General features: G+C 60.0%; 20 protein-coding genes and 3 pseudogenes. 7 read left to right on the top strand and 16 right to left on the bottom strand.

Features of this window, described 5'->3' with window-relative positions; all coding sequences use genetic code 11:
- From VSX56_RS18490 to VSX56_RS18480, 3 genes and pseudogenes are all read left to right on the top strand, one after another.
- On the top strand, nt 1–334 hold a 334-nt coding region (locus VSX56_RS18490; RefSeq protein ID WP_350937877.1), incomplete at its 5' end, for a transposase.
- A gap of 44 nt (nt 335–378) precedes the next feature.
- A pseudogene (locus VSX56_RS18485) lies at nt 379–1,250 on the top strand (integrase core domain-containing protein); the annotation flags it as partial.
- 43 nt (nt 1,251–1,293) lie between these two features.
- Nucleotides 1,294–2,895, top strand: a complete 1,602-nt coding sequence (locus VSX56_RS18480; protein ID WP_350939071.1) for a hydantoinase B/oxoprolinase family protein — start codon at nt 1,294–1,296, stop codon at nt 2,893–2,895.
- Between the two features lie 121 nt (nt 2,896–3,016).
- On the opposite strand, the gene VSX56_RS18475 is transcribed toward VSX56_RS18480, so the two are convergent.
- The 7 genes from VSX56_RS18475 to VSX56_RS18445 form a co-directional block, all read right to left on the bottom strand.
- Nucleotides 3,017–3,946 (bottom strand): LysR substrate-binding domain-containing protein, encoded by a 930-nt coding sequence (locus tag VSX56_RS18475; protein WP_350939070.1) that lies wholly within the window; start codon nt 3,944–3,946, stop codon nt 3,017–3,019.
- Nucleotides 3,947–4,087: 141 nt separating this feature from the next.
- Nucleotides 4,088–4,741 carry an aldo/keto reductase gene (locus VSX56_RS18470; protein WP_350939069.1) on the bottom strand — a complete coding sequence of 218 codons (654 nt, stop codon included), beginning with the start codon at nt 4,739–4,741 and terminating at the stop codon, nt 4,088–4,090.
- A complete protein-coding gene (locus tag VSX56_RS18465) occupies nt 4,674–5,069 on the bottom strand; it encodes an aldo/keto reductase (protein ID WP_350939068.1) in 396 nt (131 codons plus the stop codon). Before VSX56_RS18465 ends, VSX56_RS18470 begins: the two co-directional genes overlap by 68 nt.
- Before the next feature lie 121 nt (nt 5,070–5,190).
- Entirely contained in the window at nt 5,191–6,129 is a 939-nt protein-coding gene (locus VSX56_RS18460; RefSeq protein ID WP_349295431.1) for an AraC-like ligand-binding domain-containing protein, read from the bottom strand.
- 161 nt (nt 6,130–6,290) lie between these two features.
- Nucleotides 6,291–9,833 carry an ATP-binding cassette domain-containing protein gene (locus VSX56_RS18455; RefSeq protein ID WP_350939067.1) on the bottom strand — a complete coding sequence of 1,181 codons (3,543 nt, stop codon included), beginning with the start codon at nt 9,831–9,833 and terminating at the stop codon, nt 6,291–6,293.
- A gap of 95 nt (nt 9,834–9,928) precedes the next feature.
- A complete protein-coding gene (locus tag VSX56_RS18450) occupies nt 9,929–11,038 on the bottom strand; it encodes a substrate-binding domain-containing protein (protein ID WP_350939066.1) in 1,110 nt (369 codons plus the stop codon).
- A gap of 50 nt (nt 11,039–11,088) precedes the next feature.
- Nucleotides 11,089–11,439, bottom strand: coding sequence for an EthD domain-containing protein (locus VSX56_RS18445; protein ID WP_339114687.1), 351 nt, complete (start codon nt 11,437–11,439; stop codon nt 11,089–11,091).
- A 255-nt stretch (nt 11,440–11,694) separates the two neighbouring features.
- Here VSX56_RS18445 and VSX56_RS18440 point away from each other — a divergent pair, with 255 nt between their 5' ends.
- Nucleotides 11,695–12,597 carry an arginase family protein gene (locus VSX56_RS18440; RefSeq protein WP_339114686.1) on the top strand — a complete coding sequence of 301 codons (903 nt, stop codon included), beginning with the start codon at nt 11,695–11,697 and terminating at the stop codon, nt 12,595–12,597.
- A gap of 57 nt (nt 12,598–12,654) precedes the next feature.
- Here the strand turns inward: VSX56_RS18440 and VSX56_RS18435 are convergent, their stop codons facing one another.
- The 9 genes and pseudogenes from VSX56_RS18435 to VSX56_RS20835 all read right to left on the bottom strand — a co-directional run bounded on the left by VSX56_RS18435 (nt 12,655) and on the right by VSX56_RS20835 (nt 21,895).
- Entirely contained in the window at nt 12,655–13,365 is a 711-nt protein-coding gene (locus VSX56_RS18435) for a cysteine hydrolase family protein (RefSeq protein ID WP_339114685.1), read from the bottom strand.
- Nucleotides 13,366–13,553: 188 nt separating this feature from the next.
- On the bottom strand, nt 13,554–14,642 hold the full coding sequence (locus VSX56_RS18430; RefSeq protein ID WP_339114684.1) for an ABC transporter ATP-binding protein: 1,089 nt from the start codon (nt 14,640–14,642) through the stop codon (nt 13,554–13,556).
- A gap of 7 nt (nt 14,643–14,649) precedes the next feature.
- Nucleotides 14,650–15,543, bottom strand: coding sequence for a carbohydrate ABC transporter permease (locus VSX56_RS18425; protein ID WP_339114683.1), 894 nt, complete (start codon nt 15,541–15,543; stop codon nt 14,650–14,652).
- A complete protein-coding gene (locus VSX56_RS18420; RefSeq protein ID WP_339114682.1) occupies nt 15,540–16,421 on the bottom strand; it encodes a carbohydrate ABC transporter permease in 882 nt (293 codons plus the stop codon). The genes VSX56_RS18425 and VSX56_RS18420 overlap by 4 nt, the downstream gene beginning before the upstream one ends.
- A 60-nt stretch (nt 16,422–16,481) precedes the next feature.
- On the bottom strand, nt 16,482–17,717 hold the full coding sequence (locus tag VSX56_RS18415) for an ABC transporter substrate-binding protein (RefSeq protein ID WP_339114681.1): 1,236 nt from the start codon (nt 17,715–17,717) through the stop codon (nt 16,482–16,484).
- Nucleotides 17,718–17,760: 43 nt separating this feature from the next.
- Nucleotides 17,761–19,452, bottom strand: a complete 1,692-nt coding sequence (locus VSX56_RS18410) for a glycoside hydrolase family 3 protein (protein ID WP_350939065.1) — start codon at nt 19,450–19,452, stop codon at nt 17,761–17,763.
- Between the two features lie 143 nt (nt 19,453–19,595).
- A complete protein-coding gene (locus VSX56_RS18405; RefSeq protein WP_339114679.1) occupies nt 19,596–20,537 on the bottom strand; it encodes an AraC-like ligand-binding domain-containing protein in 942 nt (313 codons plus the stop codon).
- Nucleotides 20,538–20,840: 303 nt separating this feature from the next.
- Nucleotides 20,841–21,011: pseudogene (locus VSX56_RS20840) on the bottom strand (integrase core domain-containing protein); the annotation flags it as partial.
- A gap of 554 nt (nt 21,012–21,565) precedes the next feature.
- The gene (locus tag VSX56_RS20835; RefSeq protein WP_434096054.1) at nt 21,566–21,895 is read right to left on the bottom strand and encodes a transposase; all 330 of its coding nucleotides are present in this window, start codon (nt 21,893–21,895) and stop codon (nt 21,566–21,568) included.
- 303 nt (nt 21,896–22,198) lie between these two features.
- Here VSX56_RS20835 and VSX56_RS18395 point away from each other — a divergent pair, with 303 nt between their 5' ends.
- The 3 genes and pseudogenes from VSX56_RS18395 to VSX56_RS18385 form a co-directional block, all read left to right on the top strand.
- Nucleotides 22,199–23,281: an amidohydrolase family protein gene (locus tag VSX56_RS18395; RefSeq protein WP_339114678.1), complete on the top strand. Its 1,083-nt coding sequence runs from the start codon at nt 22,199–22,201 to the stop codon at nt 23,279–23,281.
- 68 nt (nt 23,282–23,349) lie between these two features.
- Nucleotides 23,350–24,078: an IclR family transcriptional regulator gene (locus tag VSX56_RS18390; protein WP_350939064.1), complete on the top strand. Its 729-nt coding sequence runs from the start codon at nt 23,350–23,352 to the stop codon at nt 24,076–24,078.
- A gap of 61 nt (nt 24,079–24,139) precedes the next feature.
- Nucleotides 24,140–24,694, top strand: a pseudogene (locus tag VSX56_RS18385) (IS5 family transposase); the annotation flags it as partial.
- Between the last annotated feature and the right edge of the window lie 179 nt (nt 24,695–24,873).

Below are 24,873 nucleotides of genomic sequence, written 5' to 3'. Positions count from 1 at the left end.
CGCTGATCAGATGCGTCCGAAACTGCCAAAGCTGGCGACCCTCATGGACGGCGCCGAGGAGGATGTGCTGGCCTACATGACCTTTCCCCAGCAGCATCGAACGAAGCTACACAGCACAAATCCGATGGAGCGCCTAAACGGCGAGATCAAGCGCCGTACGGACGTGGTCGGGATCTTTCCTAATGAGGCTTCGATCCGCCGCCTCGTTGGGGCCATCCTGATGGAGCAGACCGAGGAATGGACCGTCCAGCGCGGTCGATACATGGCACTGGAAACGCTGGCGCCAATCTGCGATGATGTCGTGGGCAGCTTGCCTGCAGCGCAGCGCGACTGATCAGCTCGGCCCGCTATGAGCTACACCATCAGTTGGGACACGATCGTCGTCAGTGCATCGACCATGTCCGCTCGGCGCTCGGCATCTCCGAACGCCGAGCCTGTCAGGCGCTTGGGCAGCACCGGTCGACCCAACGCACGATCCCGCTCGGTCGTCAGGACGAAGCCCTGCTGACCGCTGACATCATTGAACTGGCACGGCAATATGGGCGATATCATGACAATACGCACTGGTTCAGGCGGGCGGATCACGCCAACCATAAGCGGGTCGAACGAATTTGGCGACGCGAAGGGCTTAAAGTCCCGTAAAAGCAGAAGAAATGCGGGCGGCTCTGGCTGGCGGATGGCTCTTGCGTCCGGCTGCGGGCGGAGCGTCCGAACCATGTCTGGTCCTATGATTTTGTGCAGGACCGGACCGCGGACGGGCGGGCTTACCGCATACTCAATATCGTCGATGAATTCACCTAGGGACGGTGCTGGTGATACGTGTCAAACGCAAGCTCAACTCAGTCGACGTCATCGACGCGCTGACTGATCTGTTTATCCTTCGAGGCCCGCCCGAGTTCATTCGGTCCGATAACGGCCCTGAATTCATTGCCACCAAGCTGCGCAACTGGATCGAGGCGGTGGGTGCCAAAACGGCCTATATCGAGCCGGGTTCGCCCTGGGACTGAGGAGGATCAGAAAACAGGCCGGGGGACTGTTTTCCCGACGAAGGGTATGTGGAGAGCTTCAATGCTAGGCTTCGCGACGAATTGCTTGATGAGGAGGTGTTTTATTCGCTTAAAGAAGCCCAGATCCTGATCGAACGCTGGCGCCAGCATTACAACACGCTGCGCACGCATAGCTCTTTGGGATATCGCCCACCAGCACCAGAAAGCATCGTGCCAGTAGACCAAAGGCCCACGATGCACTAACTTTCAAACCGGACCACTCAAGTGGGGCAGACCCGCCGACGAAATGGCCCTGATGCTCATGCGCGCGGCCTATTCGCCCATCGTGCGCGACAGTATGGATTACTCCACCGCGATCTGTGATGCGCAGGGCCAGACACTGGCGCAAGGTGTGACCACGCCGATGCATCTGGGTAGTTTCTTTGATGCTATGCAGTTTTTGATGCGGCACTTCGATAGCGATATCCATGAAGGGGACGTGTTTATTGGCAATGACCCCTATGCGGCGGCGGGGCAGCACCTTCCCGATATCTATATCATCGAGCCGATCTTCCATGGCGGGAAAGTCGTGGCTTGGACGACGACGCTTGCGCACCATGCCGATGTAGGTGGCATTGTGCCTGGCTCGAACGCCCTTGGGGCTACCGAGATATATCAGGAGGGGCTGCGTCTGCCCTTCCTCAAACTCTATGACCGTGGCGGGATCAACGCTGCGATCTGGGAGATCATCGGGCTGAATGTCCGCGTGCCCGAGATGGTCTATGGCGATCTGCGCGCCCAGATGGCGGCCAGCCGTGCAGGGCGGAAATCCTTTGGTGATCTGGTGGCCCGCTACGGTATCGAGACCGTTCTGGAGTGTGCCGAGGAGCTGCATGACTATGCCGAACGCATTGGCCGCGCCGAGATCCGCGACCTGCCCAATGGCACATTTCATTTCACCGACCATATGGACGGGTTGGGCGCAAACCCGGAGCCGATCGTGATCCAGCTTGCGGTGACGATTGCCGATGACACGATCTCGGTGGATTTCGCGGGGTCTTCCTTACAGGTGCAGGGCGGCGTGAATACGCCGCTGCCTTTCACCAAAGCCTCGGTCTATACCGCGTTGCGCTCGGTAATGCAGTCGGAGATTCCCAATTGTCACGGGTTCGAGCGGGTCGTGACGGTCACCGCGCCCAAAGGGACGGTGGTCAACTCGGTCCATCCCGCGCCCTGTGGGGCCCGCGGGATCACGGGCTACCGGGTGATTGATGCAATGTTCGGTGCGCTCGCTCAGGCCATTCCCGACCGTGTCACCGCCGACGGGATGGGCGGCTCGACCGTGCCGACATTCGCGGGCGAAATTGAGGGGCGGGCCTTCGTCTTCACCGAGACGGTCATGGGGACTTGGGGGGCCTCTTCTACCCATGACGGTCAGGTGGGGGTGCCGCATATGGGGGCTAATCAGGCCAACGTCCCGATCGAGATGATCGAATCCACCTATCCCCTGCGCATTCGCCGATACGGTATTGTGCCGGATACCGGTGGGGCGGGGCGCCATCGGGGTGGAAATTCCTTTATTCGCGAATATGAATATCTTGGCGAAACTGAGGGGCTTATGTCGCTACGCTCGGATAAACGCGATTACCGGCCACACGGGCTTTATGGCAGGCAAAAGGGCACTGGTCCGGTCAGCCATCTGATCCAATGGGAAGAAATGATCGAGCTACCCGTGTTGGTAACCGAGCCCTACCCATTGAAGAAAGGAGATATTTTCCGTCATATCTCACCATCCGGCGGCGGGTTCGGCGCTCCTTCGGAGCGGTCGGCCAATGATATCCGGCACGATCTGGAGGCAGGGCTGATCTCGGCGGATACAGCAATGCGCGATTATGGATATACTGCGTAGGTGCTGGTGGGAGGATCGTGCATCAACGGAAGGAATAGCTGATCCCGGACCGAGCTTGGTCTTGCCCTCCTGAACTAGTCCTCCATCATTCGGGATAAACTATCCCAAAACCTAGACCGCTTCAGGGCGGCAAGGCCAGAGGCGTATCCATCTCCGTGCAGGTGGCGGACATATAGGTTGCGAGCTGGCGGTCGAACGCGTCCAGATCGCGGCCCAGAAGCGTGCCGCGCGGGCGAATGATAGAGAAGCCGAAGCTGGCCCGTGCCTCGAATGGTCGTGTCACCCCGCCCGCAGCCGCGTGCAGCCGTCCGGTGCAGGGGTCGGCCACCGAGACCCCTAGACCGCGCTGCACCAACTGCGAGGCCAGTGTCGCCAGATGTGAGCGCACCACCACTTCGGGCGGAGTATTCATCTGGCTGAAGGCGCGCTCCATCATCACGCCGGTGGCGGTCGTGTCGTGATATCCGATCACCGCGTGGCCAACAAAATCCTCGAACCGGATTACGTCGCAGGCGGCGAGGGGGTAGCCTGCAGGCATCAGGCAGACATAGGGCAGGTGAACATTACGGATCAGATCGATGTCGTGGGCATGGCGGGTAGGGGCGGTAAATCCAAGCTGACACTGGCGGCTGGCGACCTGCCTGATGACATTGTGGGTCTGCATCGAGTTCAATGTCACGCGGAAATCGGGCTGATGGGGCAGGAGATCGGCCAACGTATCGGCAAGGATCGAATGCGCCAGTGCCGGCATCGCGGCAATCGAGACGGTCGAGCGCCGCCCCAGCCGAATATCGCGCGCGCTTTTCTCGATTGCGGTAAGTCCCACGAAAGAGCGGTTTACCTCGATCGCCAGCTCATGGGCCTCGGGCGTGGGCACGATTTTGCCACCGAAGCGGGTGAAGAGCCGCAGGCCCGTGCGCTCCTCAAGATCGCGGATCAACCGGCTAACGGCGGGTTGCGAGACATTCATGATTTCGGCCGCTCCCGAGACGGAGCCGCATTCGAGGACAATTTGGAAGGCTTCGAGGGCACGTTGGGAGAGGTAGGCCATAATTGGCCTTGCTCCGCTAAAGAGGTGGGTTCGGATGTTGGCGTGCTCTCGCAGGGGCTTCGCGCGTTACGCGCGGCGTTCTGAAAATCACTCTCCCCGGCCTCCCGTCCGGACGACGCTGTCCGGACGGGGCTTTCCGTGTCAGGCGGGAAGGGGGGCTTTGGTGTGGACCAGCTCTGCCGCACGCAGATCGGCCCAGAAGGCTGCGGGGATGGTCTCGCGCAGGGCGGCTGTATCTTCGGCAATCCGCGAGGGGCGGCTTGCGCCGGGAATGACGGCGCTGACCGCCGGATTGGCCAGCGAGAATTGTAAGCCTGCCGCCTTCATCGACACGCCATGTGCCTCGGCAATGGCCCGTATCGCATCAATCCGCGCCTGCATCGGGGGCGTGATGGGGGCATATTCGAAATTGGGTCCGCCAACCAGCGCGCCCGAACTGTAAGGCCCGCCAACCACGATCCCCAACCCCTGAGCACTCACTTCCGGCATCAGCCGTTCAAGCGCGCGACTATGGTCCAGTAGGGTATAGCGTCCCGCCAAGAGCGAGCCGTCGGGGCGCGGTCCGTCGAGCGAGAGCAGCAACTCCACCGCTTCGACGCGGTTCACGCCAAGACCCCAAGCCTTGATCACCCCTTCATCTCGTAATCGATCCAGCGTCACGAAGGCGCCTTTGCGGGCCTGATCGAACACGCTGATCCAGTCGTCGCCCCAGAAATCTTGCGCCACATCATGCACCCAGACGATGTCGAGCCGGTCGGTCTGCAGTCGTGCGAGGCTGTCTTCGATCGAGCGCATCGTGGCTGTAATCGCTGATGACCCTGTTTTTGCGCCCATGCGCGAAGACCGGATTATCGTTCGGCTCGGCCATCTCGTCGAGCACGACCCGCCCGACCTTGGTGCTCAGAACATAGTCATCGCGCGGCTTGTCCTTGAGGGCCTGCCCCATACGGATCTCCGCCAGTCCCGCACCATACATGGGCGCATTGTCGAAATAGCGGATCCCGTCGGCCCATGCGGCTTCGACGGTCTCCATGGCTTCGTCTTCGGGGATTGCGCGGAACATATTGCCCAAGGGCGCGGCCCCAAAGCCGAGTTTGCTGGTCAGGAGATCTTTGAGCGCCAAGAGTGATGTCCTTTCGGTCTGCGTGACATCCCGCATCCGCGGGACCTGCGTCGCAGCCTGGCGCAAATCTGCAGCTCGCACAGCAGACGAGCCTGCCCGATTGCAGGAGCATCTTGCCAGATCAGTTCCGCTCGAGCAGCGTCTTGGGCGTGATCCCGTAGGTCTTCTTGAACGCCTTGCCGAAATAGGAGCTGTCATTGAAACCATAGGCAAAGGCGGCCTCGGAGACGCTTTCGACGCGGCGTTCATTGAGTGCGGCATAGGCACAGGCCAGACGCTGGCTCTGCAGCCATGCCATAGGCGTTGTGCCCGCTTCGGTGAACAGCCGCGCCAAGGTGCGCATCGAGACATTCTGGGCAGTGGCGATTTCGGCGAGGCCCAAGCCGCTATCGGCAAGATTGTCACGCATGTAATGCTGGATGCGGCTCAGAAGCCGCTGGTTGCGAGAGCCGCAACTTTCTGCGCCAAAGCTTGCACCTATGGCTGCGGTCATCATGTCCAGTACCGAGGTCGAGAAGCCTTGCAGGGCTTGCTCGCGGTCACCCTGCGCCGAGATCTCGGAGGCTTCGACAATCAACGAGGACAGGATACGCCCATAAGGCGTGTCGCCCTTGAGGACGCGACCCGTGATGTCGTCCAGCTGGGTCAGGCGTGCCTGTGCCAGCGCGCGGGGAATGCGCAACGAGACGCAGCGGTAATCGGCATCGGAATGGTGCTGATAGGGGCGGGCGGAGCTGTAGAGGTAGATGTCCCCCGGTCGGGCCCATGTCTCGTGGCCGTTTTGCACCAGCATCGTGCGCCCCGACAGCATTGCCACGGCAAAGAAATCATCGCGCGGATCATAGCGCACATCGCTCAGGCGGCGCTCATAGGTGATCGGGCTCGACGCCACGCGTGAGATCATCATCTGCCCGAAAGGTAGGGCTTCTAAAGTCGCGCTGAATTCCTCGTCTTTGGGTGCACGCCCCATACACGGGGCATAATTCTTGAAGACGAGATCGTTCCAATAGGCGAAACGGTTCTGTGTCTCGATCTGGCTGGTGTCAAAAAGAGCGCTCATTGACCCTCGCGATAGCAACTTGGTTTGGACCGAGTATTTCTTCAAATAGCTGTTAGGTGAATGTCATCTTGGGGAAGATGGGGCGTGCACCCTATCTCCCCCGAGAAGCCGAGCATAATCTGCCGGAAATATAGGCTATAAGCGTAAATTTCCGGCATAAATTAGCCAGTCCGGCGACCGAGCGCGAAGAGGCTTGCCGCAAAGAGAGTCACCAGACCGACCAGCCAGTATTGCCATTCGGTGCCGACCTGCATGAAAGTCGTGGCCGAGAAGGTCAGCTGGATCAGCAATGCGCCGAAGATCGTGGCGATGAAAGATCCCATACCACCGCTGATCACGGCCCCTCCCAGCACCACTGCGGTAATGGCCATCAGAGAATAATTGGCGCCGGTTGTTCCCGAGCCTACCCCCACGGTCGCGGCCAGAATAAGCCCCGCCAACCCGACCAGAAACCCGTTGAGGGCAAAGGCTGCCGGTAGCAGAACCTTGCGTTTGGCGCCGAGTTTGGCCGCCGATGATCCGTCCGAACCCAATGCCCGCAGCTTCTTGCCGAAGGCTGTGCGCATGAGCACCAGCTCCAGCCCGACTGCCAGCATCACGGCCACAATGGCGGCCAGTGTGACCGGACCTAAACGCATCAATGCACCGTCAATCAACTTGGCATCGATGATCCCGCCCGGCACCGGGCGCAGATAGAGCGAGAGCCCCTGCAACGCGAAGAAGGCTGCCAATGTGACGATGATCGAGGGAATTCCCAGCACCAACGTGATCAAGCCTTGCAAAAAGCCCATTGCGGTGGTGATGGCCAGAATGCCAATGACGGTAAACACAAGCTGCGTGCCCGAGATGCCGTCCGGGATCCAGAACGACGACAGCACCACGACGAACCCCGCCATCGGCCCGACCGAAAAATCGATCTCGCCTTGCAGGATCAGGAAGAGCTGGCCAAAGGCGATCAAGGCCAGCGTTGCCATCTGGATCTGCACATTGTCGAGGTTATAGGGCGACAGGAAGCGGCTGTTTACCGAGACCGCCGATTGCACGATCAGCGCGCAGGCCAGCGTCAGGATGCCGATGGCAAACCATTTGCTGTCCAGAAGGCCACGCAGCATGCTGCGCTCGCCTGTGGCTGGGCTTTCGGTTTCGCGGCGGCCACCGGCGGTCAGGTTGGCTGCGGTAATCTCGGCGTCATTGACGTGATCGCCCGAAAGCTCGGCCGCAACCTCGCCCCGCGCCATGATTGCCACATGGTCGCACAGCCCCTCAAGCTCTACCCCGTCCGACGAGGCCACGATCACGGCCACACCCTGCGCGGCAAGCGCCCGCAGCTTGTGGTAGATATCGCTTTTCGAGCCGATATCGACGCCTTTTGTGGGCTCGTCCGCGAGGAAGATGCGCGGGGAGCCAAGGATCTCGCGCCCGATCAGCACCTTTTGCTGGTTGCCACCCGAAAGGGCATTGATGGTCACGCCATGAGAGGGCGCCTTGATCCGAAGATCTGTCGTGCGCTCGGCAATCTGGCTGCGTTCTGACAGCCGGTCAATGCGCAGCCCTTCGCCGTTGACACCCGCGCCAAGGTTCTCGGCGATGCTCATCGACATGAAGAGCCCCTCTTTGTGGCGGTCGTCAGGCACATAGGCCACGCCTGCCTCGCGGGCGGCAGCGCGGCTTTGCCATTCGAGGGCTTCACCGTGCAGGGTGACGGTTCCACTATGGGGCGCAAGTCCCGCCAAGGCACGCATCACATCGCGCTGGCCCTGACCCTCGACGCCCGCAAGGCCCAGAATTTCGCCCGGACGCAGGGTGAGGTTGATATCATTGAACCCTTGCCCCGAGAAATCGCGCAGCTCGAGCAGAGGTGCCTCTCCCTGCGCCCCCGCTTTCGGCGGATAGACCTGTCCCACAGGGCGGCCCACAATCATCGATACGATATCGGCGCGGGTGAACGCGTCACGCGGGCGGGTGGCGATCAGTGCGCCATCACGCAGCACGGAAATCCGGTCGGCGATCTCTTCCACCTCGTCGAGACGGTGCGAGATATAGACGATGGCCACGCCACGCTCCCGCAGACGCCGGATCAGCGCAAAAAGCTGGCGGACATCTTCTTCCTTGAAAGGTTCGGTCGGCTCGTCCAGCACGATGATGCGCGGATCGGAGGCCAGCGCCCGCGCGATTTCGACGACATGGCGCTGGCCGATGGTCAGGTCCGAGATGCGCGCATGGGGGTCCGCAGCCAGAGCGCCCGTGGTTACCTGTGCGATCAGCGCACGCACGCGGGCGGCTCCTTGTGCCCCTTTGAGCGAGGGATCGGCCAGTGACAGACATTCAAGCACGCTCAGATGCGGCGGCAGTGGCGGGTGCTGGAAGGCCACGGCAATCCCGGCAGCCCGGAAGCGGTCGGGATCTGCGCCCTGCATGCGTTGGCCATTGATGACGACCTCGCCCAGCGTCACCGGCAAAACCCCGCAGGCCACCGAGATCAGCGTGGATTTGCCCGCGCCGTTTTCACCGATCACGGCATGGACCTCGCCCGGCGACACCGAAAGATCGACGCCGTCTAGGGCTATGGTCTTGCCGAAATGTTTATGGATGTCGCGCAGCTCCAGCACGGCGGGTCTATTGGACACCGCCGCCTTCGGTCGCGAGGCCGGATCTTTGGGGCGCGGTTGCGGCCGGTTCCGGATATGCCGGATCAGCTGCGGCAGGGTCACGCCTGCCAGAATGATGGCCGCCTGCACGATGGACTGGATGGCATAATCAAAACCCAGCGACACGACGATCTGGTCCAGCAGGACAAGGAATACCGCCCCGATCATCGTCGCCAGCACGCTGCCGCGATCACCGTTGAGCGGGCTGCCGCCCACAATAACGGCGGCGACCGTGGTGAGCATATAGGGATTACCCGACAGGAGCGTGGGCGTAACAGCAAGCCCTGCCAGCATTACACCGGCCAGCGCGAAGAGAAGCCCTGCCGTAGTATAGGCCCCCAGCGTGCACAGGCTTACGGGAATGCCCAAGGCGCGCGCGGCATCGGCGCTAACAGCAGACATGAGGAACTGGCGGCCTGGACGGGTGCGCGAAATGCCCCAAGCGAGGGCGGCCCCGAGCACCAGAAATGCCAGAAATAGCACGGAGACCAGACCGACCCGTGCGCTGGCGATCTGCACAAGCGCTGAGGGGGCCGAGCTGATCGAGCCGCCTGTCATCCAGTAGACGAGACCGACCAGCAGGGAATTGGTGCCGATGGTGACAATCAGCGGCGGCACCCGCACAAAGGTGACGAGCGCACCATTGACCAGCCCGATCAGCGCGCCGCAGATCAGTGTCAGCGCCACATAGCCCAATGTCGCCCCGAGCCCTGCATCGCTTGCGGGCAGGGCGGTCATCATGACGGCCGCGACAGAAATGGTGCCTGCCACCGAAAGGTCGAAGCCGCGTTGCTGGATGACCAGATACTGGCCGATCGCGGCAACACCCAGCACCCCGATAAAAGGCGCCATCGCGAAAAGGGAGCCCGCCGACACGGCCCGCGGTGCCAGAACAAGCGCCAGTGCCACGAGAAGCACGACACCGAGGGCTGCACGGAAAGCCAGCGTTCCGGTGCTTTCCCGTAAAGTCTGGCGCAGCGCGGCTCCGGTTTGCGGCGTGGGGTCGGGGGCGGCCTGAAGGGAGGCCCCTTGATGATAGGGGTCGGGTGCGGGCATCGGGTGTCTCGTCTTGCAAATGGGTAGAAACAGGCGGGCCCGTATGCAGGCCCGACGGGCGTGGCGGCGGAAGTTTCCTCCCGCCGCGCTATGTTTTATTTGAAGATTGCGATCAGCTGCTCTTTCGACAGAAGCGAGGAGCGCAGCGAGACATCTGCCGGAAGATCAGGGTCACAGACTGGGTGGATTTCGGGATTGTCGGAGGTGCTATCGACCAGAAGATCCACATTGACGATGCTGGGCTCTTCGCTGTCGATATCATTCACCGCCGCAAGACCTTTACGCAGGGCAAGGCGGAAGATCCAGGTCCAGGAGCTGGTCAGACCCATTTCGAGTTTCGGCTCATTGGGCTTGTTCTCGGTATAGAAGCATTGCGCGCCGTTGGCATCAAGCCCCGTGACGGGCGGCATCGGACGACCAGCGGCCTTGAAGGCCCGCAGCGAGCCCAGAACGCCCACGCCATAATCCGAATACATGCCATCAATCTCGGGATATTTGGCCAGAAGCGCGGTGGTCACTTTCTGGTATTGTGCCGGATCCCAGCCCGAGACAACCGGTCCCTCCAGAACATTGATACCCGGATTATCGGCAAAGACCTTTTTCCAGCCCGGTTCCTGTGCGGTGGTTTGCGGTGCCCCCGGCGAGCCACCCCAGACGATTACATTCCCTTTGCCGTGCAGCTGGTCGACGAGGAATTGCGCATAAACGCTGGCCATCTGTTCCTGATTTGGGGTGACGATGGTGGTGTAATCGGTGCCGATCTTGCCGGGGAAGTTCACGCCCACCTCGATCGGGATCACGACAGAGCCCATGCGCATCGCATCGCGCATGGCGGGGATAGCGGCGGGGCCTGCATCCGGCGGGCCAAGCAGGATGATGTCAAAGCCTTGCGCCGCGAGCGAGCGGATATTGGCCAGTTCTTTTTCGGGGTTGCCCTGACCATCGGCCAGACCGACCTCGGTGATGTTGGGGCATTTCGCGGCCTCGTCCTTGAGTTCCTCGAATTTCATCTGCCGGTTGGCATTCATGAAACCGACCGAGAGCGCCACTTTGATGGGCTTGGTGCCACAGAATTTCGTGACATCCTCGAAATCGGCTTCGGTGCCGACCTTATCGGAGTTGAGATTGGCGGCATGCGCCGCACCGGCCACAAGAAGGGCAGCGGCCACCGCGCCCGCGCGCTGTGTCAGGGTCTTGAAATTCATGATGTCTCCTGTTGGAAGAGCGTTTACGGGGCTTTTGCCCCTTTTGTTATTCAGTTGGCTTTGGGGAAAACCGCGCGGCGCGAGAGCGGCAGAGAGATCATCGTTTCGAAATCGATGAATTTCGCGCTGTCTGCCATCACCTCGGGGATAGCCCAGCATTCCTCGGCCTGTTGCTCTGTCTCGAAGCTGTAGATCGAAATGGCGTCATATTCGAGATCGCCCTCGGTCACATAGCGCGCACCCGCGCTGGCACTGGCGGCAGGGAAATGCTCGTAAGAAATCAGGCCGCGATTGGTGATATGTTCCAGCATCAGCGGGCCATGACGGTCACGGTAATACGCCTGAAATTCCTCCAGCGACATGCCGGGTTTGCGGCGGAAAATCATTGCGACAGAATACATTGGCTGTCCTCGGTGTTGGGTGTCTATTTGCTATGCGGCCCCTTTCGAGATCGGGCCGTTCCCCTATGGCTAGCAACTGGCGTGGCGCTGCGCCCGTACCCTGTTGCCAGATTGCGGGATTCTCTTGCCAGCCTTGGTCTCTGGCTGCCACGCGGCCATGATCTTGGCAAAATGCTCCCGTTTTCGGGCAATCTCGTCCGGTCGCATCAGGTGTCCGCGCTTTATCAAAGGTCCGAACACCGATTGGAGATATAGATGCCGCATTCCCCGACACCCGCGCCCCAAACGTCCCCCGCCCCCAAAACGTTACGCCTGAAGATGGCGCAATGGCAGGGCGGCAATCTGCCTGCCTATCATTTCGGAGCCGAGTTGCTGGCATGGCTGGCACCACCCTCCGACACACCGATGGTCGAAGTGCCCGTCGATCCGCCGAGCGCCGATCCTTTGCCGCTCGAGGATGGAATTCTCGCCAAAAGCCGCGTGCTCGCGCAGGCCAGATCCGCCCGCGTGCTGATTGATGCCCATGCGCCCGACCGTCTGGTTGTATTCGGCGGGGATTGCGGCGTGGATCTGGCGCCCTTTGCCTATCTCAACGAGAAATACGAGGGTGATCTGGCGATCCTCTGGGTCGATAGCCATCCCGATATCATGACGCCCGCCGAGTTCGAGCGTGCCCATGCGATGGTGCTCGGTGCGTTGATGGGGCAGGGCGATCAGGATCTGGCGGATATCGCGGCACGCAAGGTTGAGCCTGCACAAGTGGTTTATGCCGGTATGGACGAGATGAGCCCGCTCGAGCGTGAGCGCCTGACGGATTGGGGGATACCGTTTATCGGGCCGGATCAGCTGGCTGAAACCAGCGCGCCGGTATTGGACTGGCTCCGTCAGAGCGGGAAGAAACATGTTGCGATCCATCTGGATCTGGATGTGCTCGACCCGAAGGGGTTCCGCTCGCTGCTGTTTAACAAACCCGGTAGTGACAATGCCGAATGGGCAGACACGCCGCAGGGCCGCATGAGCCTTGCGCAAGTGGTGCGGCTGCTGCGCGATGTGGCGGGAGAGGTCGAGATTGTGGGGCTGGGTATTGCCGAGCACCTGCCGTGGGACGTGATGAACCTGCGCGACATGCTGGCAGAGCTGCCGCTTTTATCGGACTAATGGCAAGGGGCGCCCAATTGGCGCCCCTGTTTTATATGCAGGCGTGACAGATCGGGTTCATTCAGCGGCCGCGCGGCTTTCCGCTCCCGCCTGTAAAAGCCCCACGACCTCTTTCGTGCTGCGGATATCGGCATAGACCGGATAGAGACTGTCCAAGCTGCCGTTATGCTCGTCATCATTCAGCGCCGCATTACCGTCAGAGATGAAGATCACCTTATAGCTCAGCTGATGGGCGTCACGGGCCGTTGCCTCGGAACAACAATTGGTGACGGTGCCGGTAATCAGAACCGTGTCTATATCGAGATCCTCCAGAACCCTCTGCAGATCGCAGGTGCCTTGGATGAACCCGCTGAAGCGGGTCTTGTCGAGGATCGCCTCGCCCTCGGCGACATCGAGACCCGGCCATAGAGCGTGATCATGTTCGCCCGCGGTGAAGCCTTTTTTCAGACCTTCGGAGAATGGCGTGCCAAGCATCGACCCATACCAGCTATTCCACTGCTTTTTCTCATCGGGATCATAGGTATAGCGCAGGAAAATATTGACGCCGCCCGCCGCGCGGACCGCTCGCGAGAGGTCATTGACATTGGGGACGATGTCTCGCGCGACAGGCACCTCGGAGACGGCGCCTTCTTCCATGAATCCGTTCTGGAGATCGACGATGATATGCGCCGTGCGCGAAGGATCAATGGTCTCGAAGGCATGGTCGCGGCCATTGCGGTTATGCTTGCCCCGAGCCAGGGAGGCGGGGGTCATCTTGATATTATGCATCTGATTTCCTTTCTTGTTATCAGGGTTCGAGGCCACGGTGCAGACGGGCCTAGCGCAAGCCTGACCGAGTTTACAAACTCGGCTCGGTCAGTGCATGTCGCGGTGGATAGGCGGGTATGGGTTGTGCTGTTTGCTTTGGTAAAAGCAGGTGTTTGCCGGAACTCTGGGCTGCGGTCGCGGGCAATGGATCAGAGGCGTTCCTCCGTTTTGGCATCGAAGACCGAAAGACGCGCGGCGTCATACCACATCGTTACCCGCTCGCCGGAAACCGGCACGGGCGACCAGTCGGAGGGCAGTTTGACCGACACGGTCGCCCCTGAAAGTTCCGCCCATAGAAGCGCATCGGCTCCCATGCTCTCATGCACCGAGATCGTCATTGTTGCGGGGCAATAGCCCTCTTCGGGCTCGGGTTGCAAATGTTCGGGGCGCAGGCCCAACGTCACCTTATGGCCGTTTTGTGGCGGTTCCATGAACGGATAGCGGGTCAGATCAAGCGTGCCTTTTGCCGTTTTCAGGTCGATCTTGCCATCGCGGACCAGTAATTCTCCCTCGATGAAATTCATCCCCGGAGAGCCGACAAAACCCGCCACGAATTTATTGACCGGCCTGCGATAAATCTCGTCGGGGGCATCGAGTTGCTGGATCACCCCGCCTTGCATAACGGCAATCCGGTTCGCCAGCGTCAGGGCCTCGACCTGATCATGGGTCACATAGATCATGGTCGTTCCGAGCCGGGCATGGAGTTTCTTGAGTTCGACACGCAGTTCGGTGCGCAGCTTCGCATCGAGGTTGGAAAGCGGTTCGTCGAAGAGGTAGACATCGGCATCGCGCACCAAGGCCCGCCCGATAGCCACACGCTGGCGCTGGCCGCCCGACAGCTCTGCGGGACGGCGCTGCATCAGCGGTTTGAGCTGCAGCATCTCGGCCGCGCGCGCCACGCGTTCGCGGATTTCGGGTTTGGGCAGGCGCGCCATCTCCAGCCCGAAGGACATGTTCTGTTCGACCGTCATCCGCGGATAGAGGGCGTAGGATTGGAACACCATGCCGATCCCGCGATCCTTGGGTTCGGCCCATGTCACATTGCGATCCCCGATCCAGATCTGGCCGCCGGCCACATCAGTGAGGCCCGCCACCGCGTTCAGCAGCGTGGATTTTCCGCAACCGGACGCTCCCAGCAGCACGAGAAATTCTCCGGGTTGGATATGGAGGTCGAGATTACGGATAACCTTATGTGAGCCAAAGGCGATATCGAGGTTTTTGATCGAGACTTGAGACATTTGCGGATTATCCTTTGACAGCGCCTGCGGCGATGCCGCGCACGAACCAGCGTCCGGAGACGAAATAGACGAACAGCGGGACAATGGCCGTGAGGATTGTTGCGGCCATATGGACGTTATATTCCTGTGCGCCCCTCGCGCTATTGACGATATTGTTGAGCTGCACGGTCATCGGCAGGTTGTCCGCCCCTGCGAAGATGAGGCCGAAGAGGAAGTCGTTCCATACGCCTGTTACCTGCAAGATGACCGCGACAATGATGATCGGCGTCGACATCGGCAACACCACACGCCAGAAAATGGCCCAGAACCCGCCGCCATCGACCCTTGCGGCCTTGAACAGGTCCATTGGCAGGCTGGCGTAATAGTTGCGGAACAACAGCAGCATGATCGGCATCGCGAAGATGGTATGCACGGCTACGATGCCGCCCAGATTGCCATAAAGCCCCACCGTTGAGAGCACACGCACCAGCGGATAGATGAAGACCTGATAGGGCACGAACAGGCCCAGAAGCAGCCCGCCAAACAGGAGCTTTCCGCCTTTGGGACGCCAGAAAGACAGCGCGTATCCGGTGATCGCCCCCAGCATGACAGGCAGTGCCACCGAAGGCACGAGGATGAAGACGGAGTTGACGAACCCGCCCTGTAGCCCGTGACAGCTGAGCCCAGTACACGCGCTCTGCCAGGCGGTTTTCCACGCGCCGAGGCTTGGGTGCTGGGGCAGGGCGAAGATCGAGCCCTGACTGATTTCGGGCAGCGTTTTCAGCGAGGTCGAAACCATCACATAAAGCGGAAAGAGAAACAGCAGCCCCGCCAGACCAAGGCATCCATAAAGTGCCAACCGCCGCAGGTTAAGCCGGTTCGGGCGCAGGCCCTCGGCGTGGCTCGGATAGAGATCCTTCATGATTTGGCCTTCCGCGCGCGATGGGATTGGACATAGAGAACGGGTGCAAGGGCTGCGATCATCGTGGCCAGCAGAACGACCGAGGCCGCTGTCGCAAGGCCAAGGTTCGACCGCCCGAACAGGTAATCCATGATGAATTTTGCAGGCAGTTCCGTGGCATTTCCCGGCCCGCCACCGGTCATGGCGACAACGAGATCGTAGGATTTGATCACCGCAACCGACAGAAGCACGGTCGAAGACACGATTGAGGGTCTGATCAGCGGCAATACTACGCGCAGGTAGTAGCGGCTTGCCGAGGCCCCGTCCACGCGGGCGGCTTTCCACAAATCACCATCGACGCCGCGCAGCCCTGCCAGCATCAGTGCCATCACCAGCCCCGAGGCTTGCCAGATCGCGGCGCCCGCAAGCACATAGATCGCACGATCGCGGTCCACCAGCCAGTCGAAGGTGAAACTGCTGAACCCTAGATCCTGAACGGCTTTCTGCAGACCAAGTGTCGGGTTGAGCACCCATTGCCAGACCAGCCCCGTCACCACGAAGGAGACCGCATAGGGGTAGAGGAAAATCGTGCGGAAGAGACCTTCGCCTTTTACCTTCTGGTCCAGCAGAACCGCCAGCAGGAAACCGATCACCAGACAGCCGATGATGAAGATCCCTCCGTAGACGACCATATTCTCGAGAGATTGCGTCCAGCGGCTCGAACTGAACAGGCGCCGATACTGGCTGAGCCCCGCAAAATCATTGACAGGGATAGAGCGCGAGGTGGTGAAAGACATCCGCACCGTCCAGACGATGGTCGCGAGATAGGCCCCGATCAGGATGAACCACCCCGGCAGCAGCGCGACCTGTCGGCTGATATGTCTGTAATATCGTGTCATATTTTAGCCCTTTGTGATCCGGTAGCGCCGCGCGGCCAGACAGCCGCGCGGCGCCCACCCTCACTGGAAGTCGGCGAAGACGTCTTGCAGCTCGGCTGCGAGATCCTCGGCGCTGGCACCGGTGTCGACCCAGAAATTGTCGAGGACATCGCCGATGCTACCTGCCACATCGCCCGAGAGCATCGCGGGATAGGCCGGCACGCTGCCGGCGGTTTTGGCCTGCGCAAGCGCCTTGGTCGAGCACATGTCAAGATCGGGCATCTGCGCATCCGTGCGCATGGGCAGGGCGCCTTTCGTGGTGGCGAAGGCTACCTGCGTGTCAACCGAGGTGACGGTCTTTGCCAGCAACGCCTGCGCCTCGGTGGGTGTCTTGCTGTCATTCATCGCAGGGAAGATCATCGCATCGCCATTCAGCGAGACGGGGGTATCATTCACGCCGATGCTGCACAGGATATCTTTGCCCGGCACCACGCCTGCCGCATCCAGTTCGCCCTTGACCCAGCTCCCCATGAAGAGGAAGGCCGCATCGCCCTTCATAACAAGCTGCGTCGAGAGGTTCCATTCGCGCCCCGCAGCCCCCTGATCGGAATAGTCGCGCAGACGGGCGAAAATCTCTGTGGCTTCGGTGAAGCTCGGGTTGTCGAACACCTGCGGATCGACTTTGTGGAACTGCATATAGGCTTCGGTATCGAGAGAGGCGAGAACAAAGCCGAAGAGGTTGAGATCCCAGTACCATTTACCCGGATGGGCATAGGGGATGATACCCTTTTCCTTCAGCTTGTCGCCATCGGCAAAGAATTCGTCCCATGTCTTGGGAGGCTCGGTCTCGCCAATGGCGGCCAGTGCCTTGGGCGAGGTCCAAAGGAAGTTGTTCACCGCCATGCCGACGGGAGCGCCGTAAATATGGCCGTCAACGGTGACAGCCCCCATCAGCGCTTCAGGCACAACATCTTTCCAGCCCAGATCTTTCGCCAGATCATCGAGATTGGCGAAATAGCCGGCGCGCGCCATATCCTGATATTCAAGCACGGATGTTGCGACCATCGCAGTGGGTGGGTTGCCGGCTTGCACGCGCGTGGTAAAGGCTGCACGGGCGGCATCGGTGCCCGCCACCGCGCTATCGATCCAGTGGCCGCCCGCTTTGTCATAGGCATCGGCAAGCACCCGCGCCGAGGCGGCCTCGCTGGAGGAGGTCCAGAAATGGATGACTTCGGCATCTTGTGCATGGGCGGCAGCCGTGAGGCAGGTCAGCGCGGCACCGGCAAGCAGGCCAGCCCTGAGCGGGGAGTTCAGCATGGTCTTCTCCTGTTGGGTTTGTTTTATGGGGTCGGGCGGCGCGTCAGTACCGCGCCTGACCCTGTCCGCAGAACGCATCGACGGGCGAGCTTGCGACGAACGGCGTTTTGCCGGTCAGCGCGTCGACCACAGCCTGCTGCATCTCGGGCAGGGTGGAATAGGCGTTTACGTAGGTCGGCACACGCGGCGCATCATAGAGGAAATAGGGATGCCCGAAGCCCACCATGACCGTCGGGATATCGTGCCAGGGCCGTTCGGTGGTCCGGAAGAAGTCGCCCATCATACGGAACCAGTCGATATAGATATGGCTCTTCATATTCAGCGATTCATCGGCCATCAGATAGAGCACAAGATCGGTTTTGGCCGGATCATAGGTCGGGCCCTCGAATGTGTCCTTGTCATAGACCTGCACCTCGAAACCTTCGGCGCGCAGCATATCGGCGACGTCCAGAGGTTTGTTCTCCCAGCCCATCAGCGCGTTGCGGATGCCGGTCTCGATAATCAGGACGCGCTTATGCGTCTGCGGCGAGACCGGAAGCGTCTTGTTGACATCCTTCACCAGCGTGGGGGCACGGCGGAAGGCTTCCTCGGCAAGCGCTGCATCCTCGGGCTGGCGTAGGCGGGCGCGGGCCGTTTCGGCAGTAACCGGACGATGCGTGCCATCGAGAAGCCCGACCACGGTCTTGAGCGCCAGAACCCGCGCGACCGCCTCGTTCAACCGGCTTTCGGGCAGCGAGCCGCTTTCAACCGAGCCGCGCACCTGTGCCATATCCGCCTCGGGGTCGAGCGAGAACAGAATCACATCACAGCCCGCGCGCAGCACTTCGGTGGGCATTTCGCGATGCGAGATCCATGCGCTCATCCCGCCCATTTCGGTCGCATCCGATACGACGATGCCGTTAAAGCCCATTTCCTCGCGCAGAAGCCGCGTGGTCAGTGCCGGATTGATCGAGGCGGGACGATAGGCGTCAATGCCGCAATCGGGATCAATGGACTGCATATAGGCAGGAAAGCCGATATGGGCCGACATGATCGACAGCACGCCCGCATCGAAGGCCGCGCGATAGAGACGCCCGAAACTCGCCTGCCATTCCTCGATGCTCAGCGGGTTCTGGGTGGTGACCAGATGCTGGTCGCGGTCATCATAGCCTTCACCGGGCCAGTGTTTGACGGTAGCGGCGATGCCGTTGCTCTGGAGCCCCTCGATATGAGCCAGCGCGTGGCGCTCGATCCGCGAGACATCGCTGCCATAGGAGCGCGATCCCACGATAGAACTGCGGAAGGCCGCATTGATGTCGATCACCGGCGTGAACGACCATGTGACGCCCATCGTGCGGCCCTCCCTGGCCATCAGCGCCGAGCAGGATTCGGTCAGTGCCGGATCGTCGACGGCAGCAAACGCCATCTGGTTGGGCACCTTGGTGCCAAAGGCAAAGCTCAGATGGCTGCCCTCCATATCGGCGCTGACCAGGGGTGGAATGGGCAGGCTGTCGAAGATGCGCTGCATCTGGGTCGTTTCGCGGTCCAGATCGTCACTGAAAAACCGCGTCACCCCGCCAGGTTTCATCTTCAGCACCAGCTCCAAGTCTTCCGGTTTGTCGCCCAGCAGGATCAGGAAGAAGACCTGTGCCACGCGGTCGGCGAGCGGCATGGTGTCGATGCGGGAGCGGATATCGGCGACCTGCGCATCGGTCAGATTGAACGGCGCGGCCTTGAGGCTTTCGTAGATGGTCATGGGGCTATCGGTTCTCGTGGTACGTGAAGGCGTCGCCTGTCGGACACAGGCGTCATGATCACGAGCCTAGGAGGAACCTTGTCACGGGGTCTCGGACCAGATGGCCAGAGCATAGGACGAGAGGGACAAAGGTCCGGTGCTGTCTATTGCTGATCGAGAAGCGTCTTGGGCGGGAAGCCATAGACCTTCTTGAACGCCCGCCCAAAATACGAACTGTCGTTGAAGCCGTAGGTGAACGCGGCTTCGCTGACATTGTCGACGCGTCCTTCCGCCAGCGCCGCATAGGCCACGGCAAGGCGTTGCGATTGCAGCCATGCCATAGGTGTTGTGCCCATATCTGCAAACATGCGCGTGAGCGTACGGGTAGAGATACCCTGTGCCTGTGCAATATCGGCCAGCCCCAGTTCTGGGTCTTCGAGATTGTCACGCATATAGCGCTGAACGCGCAACATCAGCTTGCGGCCGCGCGAACTGAGATCCTGCCCTTCGCAGGTGCCCGCACTGATTGCCGCTGCGATCAGATCCAGCACTGAACTCGAGAACCGCTGGATTTGTCCTTCGGCATCGTCATGTGCGGCCAAGGCGATCCCTTCGTGGATGAGCGCTGTGACGATGCGGTTATAGGGGCTATTGGCCTTGAGAATACGCCCGTTCATGTCATCGGCCCGTTCCAGCCGCCCCAGTGCGAGCGAGCGCGGGATCCGCAGGGCCATACTCCGATAGGGCGTCTCGGTATGGTGCTGATAGGGATAGGCCGAGCTGTAAAGATAGATGTCGCCGGTATTGGCCCAGACCTCGCGGCCGGATTGTCTGAGAAAGGTCCGACCGGCAAGCATGATGATCGCGTGGTAATCATCTCTGGATGAGAGAGAAATATCTGCAGGGCGCCGGTTATAGGTGATTGGACTGGAGCGGACATCACTGATCACCATCGGTCCGAACTGGGCCAGATGGAGTTGCGCCTGAAAACTTTGCCTGTCAGCTGCAGTCCCGACACAGGGCGCATAGATCTTATGAACCACGTCCTCCCAGAAAGAGAGCTGTTCGGCGGCCGCGACCTGCGTGGTGTCATAAAGCGGGGACATGTACTTCACTCGTTCAGGGAATGGCCCGAGACTGGAGAGCGGACGCTTATTTGTTAAGCGTCTATCTTCGGTTTCGGCGAGTAATGGCAGACATATGGCGTTAGGGCGCTGATAGAATAGACAGAACGCCGCGTTTTGCGCGAAAGACGGGCGGCCCCTGTTCGAAGACAGCCAAATAGTATGTGCTTAGCTCGGTGCGATTGTATGCGACGTCCCTGCCAAACCTACGCAAAAGCGGCTGACCTGACCCCAGCTGTGCCTACCAACTCTGGACCACCCGAAGCTGGAGTTTCGGACCTTTGATCATGATGGCGGGCGGCTGGGTTCGTCGAGACAGTATAGCGCGCTCGGGATTGTGTATCCGATGGCGCGATGTGGTCTGTCCTCGCTGTAGCGTCTACGCCAAGCCTCCAGCTTTTCGCCGGTGTCTTCAAGGCTCAAGACCCCATATGCGTTCTGGCATTCGGGCCTGAATGTGTTGTTGAAGGCGAGGCGGGATCAGCAAACAGGCCGGGAGACTTTACTGGCCCCGACGCAAGATGAAGCCGTTATCCGTTGGCTTTCCCGGTCGTAAGAAGTGCGGCGCGACGTTATTGCATCGGCCCATAGATCGAGGCCTCGGCAAAAGAGGTCACGGCCCTTATCGACTCTTATCGTTTTCGGATGGCCCGTTTTTGCGCAGACCTTTACCAATATCTGGATGACATCGTCGCCGCTGTAGCTGAAGCGGGCCTCAAAAACGCGGTAGGCGCGCGAGTGTGTGCGCCCACCGTAATACTGCGCGACTTTTGCCCTAGAGCGCTTGCGCGATTTTCTGGAGCTCCGCCTATCCGGTGTCTTGTTCCGCAACTGCATGCCCATAGCCTTGTAAACATTGAAGGGTCTTTTAACCCTGTGATGCCAAGCTTCGCGATCAAGGAGGAAATGCAAGCGCCGATACCCCGACCGGACACGCGTTTCGTAACTCTCATTGCTGCGCGCCTTTGGCGCTGCCGGATCGGTGCGGCGGAACGGAGATTGTCGCTTGATCAGTCCAAACGCGGGGCTCCGCACGCCTTGCGGATCAAGAGCGCGCAATCTGTGCACATCCCGCGAACGAGTGTACGCGACCGCTCCGGTGCTTGCGAACTTTCGCCGGATGACTTCCGTTCGCGGGTATACTCGAACCGGTGGCCTTCCCCGCGTCCCCTCTCGCAGCCCAGCGTCGGGCTTGTAAGGATCTTGAGACGCGCATTCTCGTCTTCAAGCAACTTCAGCCGCTGCATTTCGTCAGGCAGCAAACCACCGAACTTTTTCTTCCGATTGAAATATACCGACTGACTGATGCCGATCTTCCGGCATATCACGGCGACAGGCATTCCCTCTTCACCTTGCCCAGCTAGAGAAGACTGCCAGGAAACTCCAGCTTTACATGGTCAGGTTTTCAGCAGGTAGATCAACTCTCCGGTGGTGCGCGCTATTGTGATGTCGCCTGATCTGCTCGTCTGAATGGACAACGTCTACTCCGTGCCCCCAGAACCATCCCACCGCTACCGCAATGGAGTTTGTGACCGCCGTTCTCATCAACTCTCATCGACGTGATAAATGGTTAATAGCCAAATTTTCCTGTGTCCTTTAATTGGACATCATATCCATTATTCGGTCATTACGTGGAGATTCTTATGTTACGCAATCAGTTCGATCGCCGTACGGTCCTTGCCGCGGGAGCCTTAAGTGCCCTCGCACCTGCTGCAGCCAAGGCGCAATCAGCAAAAACTGAAGGCCAGGCGGCGACCAAAAAAGCTGTGCCGAAGATCGCGCTCGAAGAACATATTATCTTCCCTGATTTTGTGGAATATCTAGCTGAAACAAAACAGAATATTCGTTCTGACCTGTTCGATAAGGTGGTCCCTATTCTAGAGGATTTTGGCGACAGGCGCCTTGAGGCAATGGATCGGAACGGCATTGCTTACTCGGTGTTGTCTATCTCGGGGCCAGGGGTGCAGATCGAACCCGATCACGCCAAAGCAGCAAAACTTGCGAAATCGGCAAACGATCGGCTGGCCGCGCAGGTCCAGAAACAGCCAAAACGTTATGGCGGTTTTGCCCATCTGGCATTGCAGGATCCGGCAGGTGCGGCGGATGAACTGGAACGTTGTATGACAGATCTCGGCTTTCAGGGCGCGCTGATCAATGGAGAAACCAATGGCGAATATCTCGACCATCGCCGTTTCGATGTGTTCTGGGAGCGCGCCGCGGCGCTGAAGGCGCCAATTTATATCCATCCAGGAAATCCCGCAGGCAAGTCGGCTGCCTATGCCGGGCATCCCGAGCTTTGGGGGCCGACCTGGAGTTGGGCGGCCGAGACCTGTACCCATGCGCTTCGACTGGTCTTCAGCGGTGTCTTTGACCGCTTTCCCGATGCGCGGGTTATTCTTGGGCATATGGGTGAGACGCTTCCCATGCAACCGTGGCGTCTAGATAGCCGCTACCCGATCTCCAACACGGCTTTCGAGATTGAAAAGAAGCCCTCCGAGTATCTACGCAACAATCTTTGGCTGACGACGTCTGGCGTGTGCGACGACGTGGCGCTGCGCTGTGCGCTTGATAATATCGGCGGAGATCGCGTGTTGTTCTCGGTAGACTATCCCTTCGAAAAACCCGAAATCGCGGCCAAGTGGATCGATAATGCCGAGATCAGCGAGGACGAGCGCTTCGCTGTTTCGCAGGGCAATGCGGCCAAGCTGATGAATATCTCGCTTTAAGCCCAATGGGATTGATTGGCCCTTTCTTCTTGCCGTGATAACTCTCACGACAAGAAGGAGGGCTGGAAATGACCCAGGCCAGTGAGAGCAAGGCGATTGGCGTAATCGCACGGGCCGCGACGATCTTTCGCGTGCTCGAGAGGGCCCCGCGCGGGATGAGCATCTCGGAACTTGCGCGCGAGGCAGCTCTGCCGCGCTCTACCGTACATCGTCTTATCACCGATTTGGCTCAAGAACACCTGCTACTCCTTGCTAACGGACGGGTCTGTCTGGGCCCTGCGCTCCCGCGCCTTGCCGCAGCCAACCAGCATGATGTCCAGAGCCTTTCGCGCCCCGAATTGGAAAGGCTTGCCGAATGCTGTGGAGAAACAGTCAATCTTTCGGTTCTGCGGGCGGATCAGGCGCTGCTGGTAGATCAGGTCGCCTCGCGCCAGCCGTTAAGGGTAGTCTCGCCGGTCGGCGAGGTCCTGCCGCTGACCGTTACTGCGCAGGGTCATGCGTTTCTAGCTGCGCTACCGGAGGCCGATCTCCGAGCGCGGCTCGGGCTGGAGATTACACAGGCCGGCGATTACCTGACACTTTGCAAGGCGCTTGACGTGATCCGTCGCGACGGGATCGCTTTTGAGGCGCAGCGATATCTCGCTGGTGTCTGTGCGTTCGCACTTACGCTTGATCTCCCCGTGAGCGAACGCTACGCGCTGTCGGTCGTCCTTCCACTCGCGCGGCTGGACGGACGCGAGGATATGATCCGCGATGCCCTAAGGCAGGCGGCAGACGCGATCAGGGCACGGTTCTAGGCTCAGGACCTATTAACTTTTGAAGTCGAATCTGGATCTGAACGATCTGGAGTTTGAGGTGATGAGTAACTTGTTCTGGCTGACCGAGGCGCAGATGAAGCGCATTGGCCCCTATTTTACGAAAAGCCGTGGGCGGCCTCGCGTCGATGATCTGCGTGTGTTGGGCGGGTTATCTTCATTAATCGCAATGAGTTGAGGTGGCGTGACGCGCCAAAGGAATACGGCCCGCCCAAAACGCTCCACAATCGTTGGAGTCGAATGGGTGTCTTCGCTCGGATCATGGAAGGCCTGGTCTCCGAAAATTCCGACACTCGAACCGTGATGATCGATGCGACGTATCTGAAAGCGCATTGCACTGCATTCAGGCTGCGGGTCAAAAAGGGGGCGTGGACGCCTGATCGGCCGCACGAAGGGCGGGATGAACACGAAGCTCCACGCCATCGCCGACATCAAAGCCTGCCCGATCCGACTGTTCATGACAGCAGCTCAGCTCAGCGACTTCACCGGTGCGCAGGCGTTGCTCGACAGCCTGCCGGAGGCGAAGTGGATGCTGGGCGATCGGGGATATGATGCAGATCGGCTCAGAGAAGCGTTGAAAGACAAGGGAATGAAAGTGTGAATCCCAGGTCGGAAGGATCGTGTCCCAGCTGATGGTGTAGCTCATAGCGGGCCTCGTGCTGACTGGCGGGCCGAGCTGATCAGTCGCGCTGCGCTGCAGGCAAGCTGACCACGACATCATCGCAGATTGGCGCCAGCGTTTCCAGTGTCATGTATCGACCGCGCTGGACGGTCCAT

The organism is Thioclava kandeliae (assembly GCF_040297545.1).
Taxonomy (GTDB): domain Bacteria; phylum Pseudomonadota; class Alphaproteobacteria; order Rhodobacterales; family Rhodobacteraceae; genus Thioclava; species Thioclava kandeliae.
The sequence above is the reverse complement of the archived record's forward strand: the minus strand, read 5'-3'. Positions and strand labels throughout refer to the sequence as shown.